This is a genomic window from Microbulbifer maximicatervae (SeqCode) (assembly GCF_052467305.1).
In genome coordinates, this window is record NZ_CP174306.1 from 4,886,589 (window position 1) to 4,901,108 (window position 14,520).

Annotated in this window: 13 protein-coding genes; 7 read left to right on the plus strand and 6 right to left on the minus strand. The window is 45.2% G+C overall.

The window, feature by feature from the left end:
- Genes narH through can form a run of 5 tightly spaced genes read left to right on the plus strand, consistent with a single transcriptional unit; the run spans position 1 to position 4,512 of the window.
- Complete coding sequence (gene narH / locus ACJJI4_RS21340; RefSeq protein ID WP_444926393.1) at positions 1-1,548, plus strand: nitrate reductase subunit beta; 1,548 nt, start codon at positions 1-3, stop codon at positions 1,546-1,548.
- A 19-nt stretch (positions 1,549-1,567) separates the two neighbouring features.
- Complete coding sequence (narJ, locus tag ACJJI4_RS21345) at positions 1,568-2,290, plus strand: nitrate reductase molybdenum cofactor assembly chaperone (protein ID WP_282930423.1); 723 nt, start codon at positions 1,568-1,570, stop codon at positions 2,288-2,290.
- 4 nt (positions 2,291-2,294) lie between these two features.
- Positions 2,295-2,984 carry a respiratory nitrate reductase subunit gamma gene (gene narI / locus ACJJI4_RS21350; protein WP_282930422.1) on the plus strand — a complete coding sequence of 230 codons (690 nt, stop codon included), beginning with the start codon at positions 2,295-2,297 and terminating at the stop codon, positions 2,982-2,984.
- A gap of 54 nt (positions 2,985-3,038) precedes the next feature.
- Positions 3,039-3,863, plus strand: coding sequence for a peptidylprolyl isomerase (locus ACJJI4_RS21355; protein WP_282930421.1), 825 nt, complete (start codon positions 3,039-3,041; stop codon positions 3,861-3,863).
- Between the two features lies 1 nt (position 3,864).
- Positions 3,865-4,512 carry a carbonate dehydratase gene (gene can, locus ACJJI4_RS21360; RefSeq protein ID WP_282930420.1) on the plus strand — a complete coding sequence of 216 codons (648 nt, stop codon included), beginning with the start codon at positions 3,865-3,867 and terminating at the stop codon, positions 4,510-4,512.
- 36 nt (positions 4,513-4,548) lie between these two features.
- Here the strand turns inward: can and ACJJI4_RS21365 are convergent, their stop codons facing one another.
- Positions 4,549-4,713 carry a hypothetical protein gene (locus ACJJI4_RS21365; protein WP_444926394.1) on the minus strand — a complete coding sequence of 55 codons (165 nt, stop codon included), beginning with the start codon at positions 4,711-4,713 and terminating at the stop codon, positions 4,549-4,551.
- Positions 4,714-5,648: 935 nt separating this feature from the next.
- Here ACJJI4_RS21365 and ACJJI4_RS21370 point away from each other — a divergent pair.
- Together ACJJI4_RS21370 and ACJJI4_RS21375 are read left to right on the plus strand one after the other, a co-directional pair.
- Complete coding sequence (locus tag ACJJI4_RS21370) at positions 5,649-6,110, plus strand: PraA/PraB family alkane oxidation protein activator (protein WP_444926395.1); 462 nt, start codon at positions 5,649-5,651, stop codon at positions 6,108-6,110.
- A gap of 517 nt (positions 6,111-6,627) precedes the next feature.
- Complete coding sequence (locus ACJJI4_RS21375; RefSeq protein ID WP_444926396.1) at positions 6,628-7,101, plus strand: PraA/PraB family alkane oxidation protein activator; 474 nt, start codon at positions 6,628-6,630, stop codon at positions 7,099-7,101.
- Between the two features lie 521 nt (positions 7,102-7,622).
- Here ACJJI4_RS21375 and ACJJI4_RS21380 read toward each other — a convergent pair.
- The 5 genes from ACJJI4_RS21380 to ACJJI4_RS21400 all read right to left on the minus strand — a co-directional run bounded on the left by ACJJI4_RS21380 (position 7,623) and on the right by ACJJI4_RS21400 (position 14,425).
- On the minus strand, positions 7,623-10,709 hold the full coding sequence (locus ACJJI4_RS21380) for a TonB-dependent receptor (protein ID WP_444926397.1): 3,087 nt from the start codon (positions 10,707-10,709) through the stop codon (positions 7,623-7,625).
- A gap of 778 nt (positions 10,710-11,487) precedes the next feature.
- Complete coding sequence (locus tag ACJJI4_RS21385; RefSeq protein WP_444926398.1) at positions 11,488-11,904, minus strand: hypothetical protein; 417 nt, start codon at positions 11,902-11,904, stop codon at positions 11,488-11,490.
- An 8-nt stretch (positions 11,905-11,912) separates the two neighbouring features.
- On the minus strand, positions 11,913-12,605 hold the full coding sequence (locus ACJJI4_RS21390; RefSeq protein WP_444926399.1) for a hypothetical protein: 693 nt from the start codon (positions 12,603-12,605) through the stop codon (positions 11,913-11,915).
- Positions 12,606-13,130: 525 nt separating this feature from the next.
- Positions 13,131-13,670 (minus strand): SF0329 family protein, encoded by a 540-nt coding sequence (locus ACJJI4_RS21395; protein WP_444926400.1) that lies wholly within the window; start codon positions 13,668-13,670, stop codon positions 13,131-13,133.
- A 536-nt stretch (positions 13,671-14,206) separates the two neighbouring features.
- The gene (locus tag ACJJI4_RS21400) at positions 14,207-14,425 is read right to left on the minus strand and encodes a hypothetical protein (protein WP_413664006.1); all 219 of its coding nucleotides are present in this window, start codon (positions 14,423-14,425) and stop codon (positions 14,207-14,209) included.
- Positions 14,426-14,520 lie beyond the last annotated feature (95 nt).

Genomic DNA, 14,520 nt, shown 5'->3' on the forward strand with positions numbered 1-14,520 from the left:
ATGAAAGTTAGAGCCCAGATAGGCATGGTGCTGAACCTCGATAAATGTATCGGCTGTCACACCTGCTCGGTGACCTGTAAAAATGTGTGGACCTCCCGCGAGGGGGTTGAATACGCCTGGTTCAATAACGTCGAAACCAAACCCGGTGTTGGCTACCCCAAAGAGTGGGAGAACCAGGACAAATGGAACGGCGGCTGGACCCGCAAGAAGAACGGTAAATTGCAGCCGAAGATCGGTGGCAAGCACCGCGTACTGGCCAACCTGTTCGGCAACCCGGATATGCCGGAGATCGACGACTACTACGAGCCGTTCGACTTCGACTATCAGAACCTGCACAAGGCACCGGAGCAGAAACACCAACCGGTAGCCCGTCCGCGCTCGCTGATTACTGGCGAGCGCATGGAAAAAATCGAATGGGGCCCCAACTGGGAAGAGATTCTCGGCACCGAATTCGAGAAGCGTAAAAAGGACAAAAACTTCGAGCAGGTGCAGGCTGACATTTACGGTGAATTTGAAAACACCTTCATGATGTACCTGCCGCGCCTGTGCGAACACTGCCTCAACCCGGCCTGTGTTTCTGCGTGCCCCAGCGGTGCCATCTACAAGCGCGAAGAGGACGGCATTGTTCTGATCGATCAGGACAAATGTCGCGGCTGGCGCATGTGCGTATCCGCCTGCCCATACAAGAAGATCTACTACAACTGGAAAACCGGTAAATCTGAGAAGTGTATCTTCTGTTACCCACGTATCGAGGCGGGTCAGCCAACCATCTGCTCCGAGACCTGTGTGGGCCGTATCCGCTACCTGGGCGTACTGCTCTATGACGCAGACCGCATCGAGGAAGCCGCTTCTGTAGAAGACGAAAAAGCGCTCTACCAGGCCCAGTGCGATATCTTCCTCGACCCCAGCGATCCCAAGGTCCAGGAAGCTGCCCGCGCCGAAGGTATCCCCGAAGCCTGGCTCGAAGCTGCGCAAAACTCCCCGGTGTACAAGATGGCTATCGATTGGCAGATCGCCCTGCCGCTGCACCCGGAATACCGCACCTTGCCCATGGTTTGGTACGTGCCACCCCTGTCTCCGATCCAGAACGCAGTACAGGCTGGCCAAGTGGAAACCGTTACCGTGGGTCGCGGCGCCGAGATCCCCGATCTCTCCACCCTGCGTATCCCGCTGCAATACCTGGCCAACCTGCTCACCGCCGGCGACGAGAAGCCAGTGGCCCGAGCCCTGGAACGCATGATTGTGATGCGCGCCTATATGCGTGGCATCCATGTGGACGGCATTCAGGAGCGCGAATTGCTGGAAGAGGCTGGCCTGACCGTAGCCCAGGTAGAAGAGATGTATCGCTACATGGCACTGGCCAATTACGAGGATCGCTTCGTGGTGCCCTCAAGCCATAAGGCCTACGCCGAAAACGCCTACGACATGAAGTCCTCTTGTGGTTTCAGCTTCGGCAACGGCTGTAGCACCGGCAACGACAGCACCAATATTTTCGGTGGCAAGCAACAAGCGGTGCGCGAAGTAATACCCGCCAAAGTAGTCGACTAAGGTCGAGCGGAGAATACCGATGAAAGTACTAAACCTGATCGCCCGCCTGCTGGATTACCCGTCCGATGAGCTGGTGGCGCACCTGGATGAGCTGACCAGCTGGTTGGCTGAATCCGAGGATCTGGATGCTCCGTTGCGCGACAAGCTGCTGGCATTTATCTCCCATTACGAGCGTATGGATGCGCTCGATTGGCAGAGCGAATACGACGGTTTGTTCGAGCGCGGTCGCGCTGTATCCCTGCATATCTTCGAGCATATCCACGGCGAATCCCGTGATCGTGGCCAAGCCATGGTAGACCTGACCGCGCGCTATCGCAGCGCCGGCCTTGAGCTGAATGAGCGCGAACTGCCGGATTACCTGCCCACCTACTTGGAGTTCTGTGCCACCCAGGGGGAAGCAGCCTACGGCTGGGTTCACGATATTACCCATGTGATAGCCCTGTTGAGCGCGCGTCTGTCCAAGCGTGAGAGTCCCTACCACCTGCTGATGGATGCGCTCTTGCAGATGGCCGGGGTATATGTCGATCTGACAGCACTCAAGGAAGAAGTCGCCAACGAAGAACGTGACGATACCCCCGAGGCGCTGGACAAGATCTGGGAGGAAGAGGCCGTGAGCTTTAGCGGCGCCAACAATTGCGACCAGTCAATAACGCGGCCCAGCAATGCGCAGCTGCGCGACGGCCAGCCCCTTAACTGGGCCAACGCCGCGCAGAATTCTGCCCAGCCCGCACCACAGGAGTAACAAGATGAACTATCTGAATACGCTGCTCTTCGCCATCTACCCCTTTGTCGCCCTCACGGTATTTCTGGTGGGTAGCCTGATCCGCTACGACCGGGATCAGTACACTTGGCGCACCGGCTCCAGTCAGTTGTTGGAGCGCAAGCAATTGCGCATCGGCAGCTACCTGTTCCATATCGGCGTGATAGCCATTCTCGCGGGCCACTTTGTCGGCCTACTCACACCCAAAGCGGTGTGGCACTTCCTCGGCATTGAAGCTTCCACCAAGCAGATGATGGCAATGGGGATCGGTGGTTTCTTCGGGGTGATCTGCTTTATCGGTCTTACCATTCTGGTTAAACGCCGCCTCACCAATAAGCGCGTACGCGCCACCACCTCCAAAATGGACTTGGCCATACTGCTGATGCTCTACGCGCAATTGATCCTCGGCCTGATCAGTATTGTGGTATCTGCTGGCCATATGGACGGTGCTGAAATGCTCAAACTGATGGCTTGGGCTCAGTCCATTGTCACGCTAGATGGTGCCGGTGCAGCTGCTGCAATAAGCGGAGTGAACATCATTTACAAGCTGCATATTTTCCTCGGCATGACCCTGTTCCTGCTGTTCCCCTTCAGCCGCCTGGTACACGTATGGAGTGTTCCGGTGCAGTACTTCCGCCGCAATTACCAGGTAGTCCGCGCCAAAGCTGCGCGCTAATCCCTGCAACTATTAAATGGCCCGCCATGAGCGGGCCCAGTGTGGAGTTGAGTCATGAATACATTACTGGCCACTGATGCTGCCGGCGGCGAATTTGAGATGGCCGAGGTAGTGGCCGTTAACGGAACTGAAATCCCCGCCGACCTGATCTACCAAGAGATGCAGTACCAGCCTGCCGATTCTCCGCGTCAGGCGATCTACTGCGCCGCACGCGCTCTGGTTATCGGCTGGCTGTTACGGGATCGAGCCGCAGGGCAGGGTCTCTGCGCTGCCGACGAAGACTTGCACAGTGAGGCTTTCGATCGCGCAGTCTCAGATCTATTAAAAGGCGAGCTACAGGTGAACCCGGCAACCGACGCCGAGTGCCGCGCGTACTTCGAAGCCCACCCGTATAAGTTCCGCTCCGATCCCCTCGCAGAAGTACGCCATATCCTGATCCCGGCTGCACCGGATGACTCCGAGGCCTGCGCCAAGGCTCGCACCGCTGCCGAGAATATGCTGGAACAGATTCGCGCCGACTCCAATCCGCTTCAATCTTTCGCTCGTTTGGCCCAATCCCACTCAGCCTGCTCCTCCTCCGAAGCCGGTGGCAGCCTCGGCCAAGTGGGGCGCGGTGATACCGTCGCCTCCTTCGAGCGTGCAGTGTTCGAGCAAGGCACCGGTTTGGTAGCGGAACCCGTGGAGACTCCCTACGGTGTGCACCTGATTTATGTGGAGCAATGCGAGCCGGGCCGCCCACTGGAATACGAATATGTCTCAGAGCGTATCGAGGAATACCTGACCGAAAAACGCCGCCGCCAAATGACCAGCGACTACCTGCAAAAAATGGTGCAGGCCGCGCAAATATCCGGTCTGGACTTATCGGGGGAGGCCCACTGAGGTGGCAGAGATTCGCCAATTGTTCGCGCGCAATCGCGCCTGGGCAGAGGATAGGACGGCACAGGACCCGGAGTTTTTCCAACGCCTGAGCCGCCTGCAAGTACCCAAGTATTTATGGATCGGCTGCTCCGATTCCCGCGTGCCCGCCAACGAGATTGTGGGCATGGCACCGGGGGAGCTGTTCGTTCACCGCAATATCGCCAACGTGGTGGTACACACAGACTTTAATTGCCTCTCGGTGCTGCAATACGCCGTAGAAGTACTCAAGGTGGAACACGTGGTGGTGTGTGGCCATTACGGTTGTGGCGGTGTACAGGCCGCCATGGGCCACAGCGAATGTGGCCTGGTGGATAACTGGTTGCGCCATATCAAGGATGTCTACGCCCGCCACCGGCAAGAGCTGGAATCCCTCGATAAAGAATCCCGCTCAGCGCGCCTTTGTGAATTAAATGTGATGGCGCAGGTACAAAACCTGGCCATGACCAAAATAGTCCAGCATGCCTGGGACCGAGGCCAACGCCTCAGCCTGCACGGCTGGATCTACGATATTCGCGACGGCCTAATTAGAGATCTGGGAATGCGGATGGACGACCGCGGCCAGGTGCCAGAGATTTATCATGTTTATGGTGAAGTGCAGGAGGAGGGGTGAGTTTATAACTGCTTTATCCCGTTCTAGACCATAAGTTTAAATAGTGCAGTTGCGTTTAAATATTTTTAGAAATGCAGCGTTTGATTCCGCTTCGCTTCTGCTAAAGCCGACGGCTATCAGCATCAGGTAGGGCGGAGCGATACCGCCTTCTCTTTCCAAACTGCAAAGAGGGTAACCATAAATACCGTTATCCTCAATCACATGTTCGACCCATGCTTATCTTTATTTCTTCTAACTCCCAATACTGCACTGAGTGCAAGGCACAGCGACATATTCCATAATATGATAAATAAAGAGCGGTTTATTACTGACAGGGCCCTCAAATAGCAGAACTACCCAAGCTGCAAAATAAAGCCAACGCACTCAATATCCCTGGATACTGGCGTAATAAGATTTAGAGATAGATTTTGGTGAGGAGATAATCCGTTGGCAAAAAAAGAAGGCTAAACCCTAGAACGAGCTGAACAACTTTTAGAAGTACAAAACCAAATTGATCATTTGAACATCAATTTGGATCTATGAGTTATACGCTAAACTCCCTCTTTCTCCTATTCTACGCTTGCCCCTCCCCGTAGCACTCTGCTTTCCCTAAAAACGCTACTTTCTATGCCACTTTATCGCCTGAGGTCTATCTGATTTTCGAACGTCGATAGGAGCTAAATAGATTTATCTTAAAACCTTCGAATACTGAAAGCTCAATATTTAAAAAGTATTCAAATTTAGTAACAAGAAATTAAGGATAAGCAGACAAAGATAAAGAATTTTACGCCCTCAGATTGTGGCTTACTTATTATAAATAAATATATGCGCGAATAAATGAAAATCATTAAGTAATTTATAAATGCATAAAATTAATAAGCACTCCCAATATTTATCCTAGCAAAAAAAATATAACTAAAACTGGCATCAAATGCCATGTTTATCAAAATTTGTATCCCTCCGAACTGACGAAGAAAAGCGTCTTATAGGAGTGGAGATAAGAGGACTTGGAAGTTGAATATTACTGCAGTTTAAGTGGGCCCAGTTTTTTGCTTCTCCAGCGATGATTAATGTAGATGCATTACCCGTAAGGGATGAATACCCAGCGTATTCATGCTTCTACCTATTCTAATTACTAAAAATAGGAAATAATGAACATGAAAAAGATCCTTACCGCGCTCGCCCTGGCAATTGTTAGCACCGGCGCAGCCGCTGACACCTGGTCTCCACAAGGTACCATTGGCCTAGCCAATGTCGGTAATATAGCTGTAAAAAAAGGTATAACCCTTAATTGTGGTCTATCCGGCAGTACCACTGTAGATGCGGCAGGTAATTCCTCGGTGGGCAGCCTGTCTCTGAGTGGTTTCCTTTGTAGCAACGTTACTTTTACCAATTTGCCGTATACATTGGTAGGTAATGTAGGAGATACAGTCACCTTGCATGACGTAAGCGTTAGTGCCATTACTGGTAATTGTTTTGGTGATATTACCGGTGATTTTAACCAAGCTACCGGAGAACTTACTTTCAATTCAGCCCAACTTCCGAGTGTTGGTTTTGGTGCTAACTGCGAAATAAGCGGCACTATATCGACTAATCCCCAGGCATCTTTTGTGCCCTAAGCAGTCTTAAAAAGCCTGATATCTTACGTAGAGCAGCCAGAAGTGAACGGCTGCTCTACGCGAGACATTTCCACGCAGGAAAAAATAACAAGATAAATGTTATTAAATAGTACAGATTAGCCAAGGCCTAATCCCCTCATGTTCAATTGGCACAGCTAGTGTATTTAATTAAAGAGGGCCCAGCCAATGCTAAAGGCAATATTTAAGGTAGCACACTTTGAAACAATACTTCTCTCCATAAAATATTTTCTCCTTCGATGTTTAAGTCCACCAATAAAAATGGCACTAAATGCCACATATGGAGATATATACTCCCTTTTTGATTAGTGGGCGGTATTTCATTCAATTGGGGGGAGGGTATCATTTTTATGATACCGATATATCGCTTTACGGCCATTAATTCTTTACTCGCTCAGTAAAAATTAATGTAGTTGTATTATTTCGTCAGTATACGATAGACATTTTATGTATTTATCCCTTTATTCAAATTAACAAAAATGAATAGGAAGTTATGAACATGAAAAGAATAATCATTGCACTCACTCTGATTGTTGCCAGCACTGGCGCCGGTGCTGATATCTGGTCACCTCAGGGCACAAGTGGCCTGGCGAACATTGGGTCTTTTAACGTAACTGCAAGTTTGCCCTTATCTTGTAACCTGTCCGGTAGCATTATTATTGATGCAACAGGTGATGCTTCCTTGGGAAGTTTATCAATTACACCTCGTGGCAGTGCCGTTTGTGGATTAGTTATGTTTAATAATTTGCCCTACACAATAGTAGGTAATGCAGATAATACTGTTACCCTAAAAGATACAGATTTTTATGTGTTGGGAGACGGCCACTGTATTGGTGATCTAACCGGTGATTTTAACCAATCTACAGGAGAAATTACTTTTAATGCCGCAGTTGTCCCAAATGTTGGTTTTGTTCGCGATTGCAAAATAACCGGAACTATCTCCACAAATCCCCAGGTATCTTTCGTGCCATAAGTAGCCTTTAAAAGTCTGATAGCTAAAGTAGAGTAGTCAGAAAGTACTGGCTACTCTACTTTGCCACATCTGTATATTCATAAAAAAACCAAGATGTCTGTTTCTAAATATCAATCATTATCTGCAAAAAAAATTCTCATCCTCTTTTTTTAATATGCCTGCCATTAGTTGACCCGTTCGCTTCATTAACTCGGCACGTTAATAATTTACCAAATGTACAGATATATAGTTTTTACCAAACTATTTGTCTATAGATTGTATAAACTTGCATTTCGGCTCAAAGTTACTTTAGGTCTTAATAAGAAGACAATATAGGGAAACTAGGGCATTCCCAAAATAAAGTACAATTGGGAGGTGTGTGGCTAGCCCTAGCAAACAATCATCAACCGCCCCTATACGATTGATCGATGATTTATATGAGTGAAAAGAAGATTAGAAGTGGAGGTATTTTTAAACATAGCCAGTCTGAAACACCAGTAAGACACTATAGAACTATTAGTGTCTTACTGGAAATATAAAAATCAGAAACGCTTATTTAGACTAAAGCCTATAATACGCGGATCCAGGGTAAATACATTGGTAGTAAGGCCGGAATCATCACTATTGGTAAAGGCGCCTGTGATTGGCGCATCATCAAAGATATTCTTCACATACAACTGCATTTGCAATTGTGAAGTAGGATGGGTTAGGGTCGCTGACGCATTGAAGTTATCCCAGGCTTTTAAGCGGTCATACTCGGTATTATAAATCCGTGCATAACTTTCAGACTGTCGATAGTAATCGGCGCGTAAAGCTAATTCCCAATCTGCTAGGGGAATAACGTGCTCCACTGCCAAATTAAACGTTAAATTAGGGGAGTTCGGTAGTTCATTGCCACTTAGATCAGCAGAAAAACCACGCCCGCCATTTGGGGCATCTGTTAGGGGGTTATATTGGGGCAGATCGTAACCGAAAAGAGCTAAAATTTGATCGTATCTTAGGGGAGCTTCAATCGCATCAGAGTATGAGCCCCACTGCTTTGAGCCTGCACATAATGCCCATAAGGGTGTCATGAAAAACATAGGCTCCAAAGCAATAGCAGCTTCAACATACTCGACTGGGGCAATACAGTTGGAAGGTACCTGCAAGGAGGGCCGCAGAACGGTCCAATCTTCATTCCCCTGGGTACGATCCATGACATCTATGGATTCCTCCCCTTCCGCAACGCGGGTCCTCAGGTAACCCACATTCATATTGACCCTGGTATTATCCGTCATCTGCCAGGCGAGTTCCAATTCCAATCCCATACTTTCTGCATCAAAGTTTTCGTTTAATGCGATACGGTCAACAATCTGGGAAACCTGATAGTCGGTATAGTCGTAATAGAAGGCAGTTGCGTTTAAGTTTAGGCGGCCATCCAGCAAAACATTCTTGGTGCCGAATTCTAAGGAATTTACAAATTCCGGCTCAAAAGTGTTGTCTAATGGCTGATATTGAACCCGCGCAGGGTCAATCTCCGCCCGTGGTGGGTTGGAGCCGCCTCCTTTATAACCGTGAGCAAAAGAAACATAGAACATTGTATCATCGGTAAAGGGGGTATCTGTTCGCCAGTCCAGCACCGCACGTCCGGTATATTCCTTCCAGCTTTGAGAAAACTTCTCCCCTTCAGGATATCCCATATGCGTATAGCCACCTGAGCTATTGCCTGGAACAGTAATACCGTCTTCATGATACGTACCAAGTAATAACTGGCTGGATACAGGGGTAGTAGTTTTTTCGTCATCAGTATACCGCAGGCCTGTGGTGAGTTTTACATCGTCCGTGATTTGCCAATATGCCTCCCCAAATACAGCCCAGGAACGGGTATCTACTAAGTTACGGCTGAGGAAGTAGTTGTGTCCCATTTCATCAATATTTTCTAGGGAATTAGGGTCGATATATATGCAGTCTGACCCAACTAAATCTGTGGTGGGGTCAATGCAATTGATCGGAATATTATTGCCATCCTCATCTGTTCCCCGACTATATATATATTCAGTAATCATTGTGAACATATTATTAAAGACAAAATAATCATCCTTGGTTTCAAAATTCAGATAATTTGCACCGAAGGAAAAATTCCAGGGCCCATCAAAAGCCGTTTGTAAGCGGAACTCCTGGCTCCACTGTTCATTATCGGAACGGCTGATATCAACTCCCAAAATACCATCAGAAGGACCAAGTTGTGGGTCAGTATAAATGCCGCCAGGGGTAGGGCCCAATGACCACTGATCACTCACTTCTGCTAGGTCATTAAAGACCGCGCCAGTGGTAAACCGATTATAATCCTGTGAAGAATAGTAATCATCCTTAGCATAGGTAGACTGGGAGTAAAAGGTGAGGGTATCAGATAAAGCCCATTCAAAATTCAGCTGTACCAAGTCATTTTCTGCACGAAATACTGGGTCAAAACTAGTAGATATTTCACGTAAATCTCGCGACTGCTCTACACCGCTGTAGGGATCTTTCCAGTCTGTATAACTACCTCCAAAAAGGTATGGGTCAATCAGCCCCGCTGCTGAAAGTATATAGGCGAGCCCCGTTCCGTTGGGTGCATCAAAAGCATCTGCGCTGTATAGTGAACCAGGCAAACAGCCCTGACTTGTCATACCTTTTGATAGACTTGTTGTCTCTGTGTTCCCGACCATGTCATCACCGGGGTCAGTAGTACAAAGTTGCTTACCAGTGCGGGATCGCTTGTCATCTTCATCAAAGTGTTGCCAAATCAAATTAGCATTAAACTTATCACTGGGAGTCCATTCAAAAATGGCACGCGTGGAGTAGAGATCCCGGTCGTTAACATCATTCTTGGTATAAGTATTGTAATCAAAGCCATCCCGCTTAGTCATGGCTCCAGAAAAGCGGAAAGCCATGGTTTCACCCAGCGGTATATTCAACATACCCTTGGTACGCTTACTATTATAATTGCCCACTTCAACCTCAATCTCTGAGGCGAATTCATCTTCCGGCATGATTGGTAACATATTAACCACACCAGCGGTGGCGTTACGGCCATATAATGTGCCCTGAGGGCCACGCAGAACTTCTACCCGCTGTACATCAAAAAATTCCTGCTCAAACAGACGATTCCTGATTAAAGAAGCATTATTAAAGCTTACCGCAACGGCAGGATCACTACTGGCAGAAATTGACTGAGTTCCCACTCCTCGAATAGAGAAATTGTATGAGCTAAAGTTTGTTTTGGAGAAGTTAACATTGGGAACGGCTCGCAACAGTTCATTGCCCCCTTCGATCTTTAAAGCATCCATGTTATCCCCAGATAGCGCGGAGACTGCAATAGGCACATCCTGAATGCTTTCCTCAATTTTCTGTGCTGTAACCGTAACTTCCTCAATAGCCGAACCAGAATAGTTACTGGGCTTGTCCCCTTGCCCCTCCTGGGCAAATGCTGCCACAGATGCAGTATTTATTACCAAACAGGCAATTGCCACACTGTACCAGGGGGTTGAATAGTCGTTTGGGTTTGCGGCGGGGATTGCTTGAGCAATCAAATTTTTTTGTTTACGAAGGCGCATCATCATACTGAGTTTCTCTCTCTTATGCTCACTATTATTTTTTTTCAAGGCCAAAACTGCCTTCCTTGGGGCCCAACTAGATTGAAGACGTAAAAAAATGATATTAGGGGGGATAAAAAAGAGGTTAAAAGTTTAAAAATTTTACTTTTTCTAAGTAACGCACAAGAATTGGGCACAATTGAAGCCTGAGCGTTGAAAACCGTGCCTGAATGGTTAGTCAGCATCTACATAATTAGTTATAGAAAATGACTAAAGGTGAAACTCATAACAAGGCAAAAAAGAAGAATGCACTGGAAAAAGGGCCGTATAATAAATGAATAACGATTAAGATATTACCGGAATATCTATAGGTATATTTATACAAAGTTCCATTTAATTCAGTCTCAGAATTAAGTTCTGGTACTGTTAATACATAGATTCTATAAAATATAATAAGAGTTGTGTTGTTAATCTAAACGGCTAACAGGTAAGCGAAAAGCTATGAATATAGGAAATGGTCTCTACTTATTAATGCGGTTCATTTCTGATTTTTTGAAGTAACAATATAGTCCTGCCAATAAGGTGCTGATTGGCTGATTGGCTGATTGGCTGATTGGCTGATTGGCTGATTGGCTGATTGGCTGATTGGCTGATTGGCTGATTGGCTGATATATTTATAGGAATTATTAACACTATATCCGTAGAAGCATGCTGGGGTTTTTAATAGAGCTTATTTTAAGCTGGATAAATATAGTCTTGCTCTGATGAATAGAGTAGCTATCCAGATTCTATAGAAGTAGTAATGCAAATGACAAATCTATGTGGCTCTGGGTTGCTACTCTAAATTACATAGCTATTTATTTTCATCACTTAGGTCGATAACTTCTATTCTTACCCCTTTATCAACCATCTCGGATAAATGGAATTTGCCATTAGGTTGTTTCACTATGGATTTTTCAATATCACCAGATACAAATTCCCATAGCTCAGGGTTCAGTGCATTTGGCTTTGGTTTGTAAACTTCCGCAGTGAAACCACGTTTTGGCTCATTTTCACGTAAAATAACGATATCACCCTTGTAATCTGGAGCTGTTATTATCGTTAATGTAGTTGTTTCAATCTTATCGCCGAATCCTTTTTTGTTCCACTCTCGTAAAACAACATCAACTTGAGCCTTGTCCAGTTTAACATCATCCGTTTCCGTGCTAGCACAGGTGAAGGATGACAATGTCATTAAAAATAGTAGTAGGATTTTTATAGGTTTTAGCATAAATATAATTACTTACAGTTGGTAGAAGTAATAGTTAAAAGGTTGTGCGTGTCTGGCGGTACAACAATAATTCCTGAGAGCCAGGGAAACATTTTTAATTGTGTTTTAGTATATAATCCATCGCCAGCTTCTTTTTCCCAGTGTGATTCGTACACAAACTCTTTTGAATAAAGCCATACATGCCTACCGCCACTTGACATTCCCAGTCCAAATGGAATATTTGCAAACGTGTTGTAATCTGCGTCTTGTTTCTTGGTTAAATCCAAATAGGTAGTCACTTTATTTTTGCTCGGCTTATAGTTTATAACAGTATTGCTGATCGGCACACGACCGACACTATAGGTACAGTTTTTCTTTACCTGATTGTAGTAGCTTGCAATATGTTCACCCAGACCATCGCTTGGGTGGTTAATATCAGGATTATAATATACTCCTTTCCAGTTATGAGTATTAATCAAGTATTTTGCTAACTCGGTACCTTTTTCTCCAAGTCCACCCACTCGCTTGCTGGAATTAAGCTTTCCAAGCTTCTCAAAACTATATTTAAGAACCCAAATTGCCAATGTTATACAATCGCTAGAAATATGATTTTTATATTTTGTGGGGTTACCTATTTTAAGCTGGCTACCAACATGATTGCTGTGATCATTCATAATAGAATTAATCTTGTCTACAGCGTGCTGTGAAAATGTCTTTGTCATACCTAACTTCCCAGTTGTTATTATTGTGGAATTCCCTTATCGAGAACGATTTGATTAGATGACAATAGCCAATTAGGGTCAAGGAAGTGAAAACAGAGATCCTGTACTGCTGAGTTTGTTATAGTGTATTTTAGGCTGATAATATCGCTCTAAAAACGGAGCTACTTCACATATTCTATTTTTGATATTTATCAATCACCGGCATAAATCATTAAGAATCAGAAAGTTAGTACGGTGAATAGTAGGTATACACTTGTTAGCCATTGAACCTTGATGCTGCTAAAGCAAGAAATAACAAAGCATTACACCGAGTATAAGAAATAAAAAATGGGGTGTGATAGATAATCTTCGCCCAAATTTTTACGTTAAATCAGAGCGCGTTATCTATATTTGGAGCTACCTTTCTGTAAGGCGGACTATCGTACCGGATATGCCTGGTGTTAAGTGTTGGAGAAAACATCCCTGCTATCTAAACCTTGTAATATTATCTTGATGGCTTGCTGGATGCTTAGATAATTAAATAATCTACGGGTGTTGCGTTGAAGAGGTTTGTTTTGTGATTGCTGGGGCTTTAATACCTTCAGACTCCAATCTTATGCTCAATAATTTCTTTGCTAATGGATGTAAACTTGCTGTATCAATCTCCTTGAGTCTGCGCTTACCTAAACGCTTATCCAGTGTGGCTAGGGACTGAATCAATGGGTTCTCGGAGTTTAGAGCTTCATCAATTTTGAGGGTATGAACGAATTCCCAGCAGGCTTGATAGGCATCTTGCCGAGATAACTCTCCATATTCCATCTCACCATAGGATATTTTCTGCTTTTCACTTACATGCTCAGGCACTTCGGAATCAGTAACCCAGCGATTATCCTTTCGATAGTAATCACCACTCGCTCTATTCCAAAAAGCCCTTGTACAGAAATTTGCTATGACTTCTTTATCAAGAGTCAACCAGGCATGTCCACACGAACAGTTTCCATAACTGGTACTATTGATAGAGATACGGCCATCCAGGGATGGAGAAAATTTTTCTTCAACTAGAGATTTAAGCTTGCTCCATTTCATTGGGGGATATTCCTACTTACTAATAACATCTAATTAATAAATTGATTCGATTGCTGTGGCCAATCAAAGATTAGGGTTCTGATAACTGCACCCTTCTACACGAGAACACCAGAACTCTACGCTTTTGTTATAAGTTACTTTTATAGGGTTGTCCATTTCTAAATGTTTGATCCATGGAGCATATAGATACTTGTTAAGATTAATACCCAGTTGAGAGTAAGCTAAGGCTTGAGTAAAGAAGCCTAACGTATACAAACTTAACATCATTAAAAATAAGATCACTATCTTCTTCATGGCATCAGCAATTATAGTAGTAGAATTTTTATTGACCTGAGGTTCATCATTACCAATAAATCCTATTGGCTTGAGGATCTATGGGTATTTAATATCTGTACAAGTCGGGGTTGTATGTGATCTCCCCTTATTGGTTGTGCCTATTGTTTATCGACTTCGTTTTACAGTTTGTATTCATAGTGAAGAATTCAAGCATTTTCTGAAATGGAGCTCATTTTTTTTCGTGCCAAACTTCAGCTTCCTCAATCCGTTGAGCTTACTTTGTTTAGAGATGGTCCCGAAGACTCAGCCTCTTCAATTTCTCGATTTACTAGAGCCAACAAGCGTCCCAAATATATAATATCATCTTGTATTTCTGAGAACTCTTCTTCACACTCTCCTTCAGTTGTTTGGTTTAGAATGCCTTCATAGGCCTGAATAGAAGCTCTAATATAGGTAAGATCTTTATAGCTAAATGGCATTTAATATCTTTTGATTTATGTACTTGCTAGGTAGTTATGTATAAATTAACAATAGGTTTTTTTGAGCTCTAAATCTATGTATATCCAAGATTACT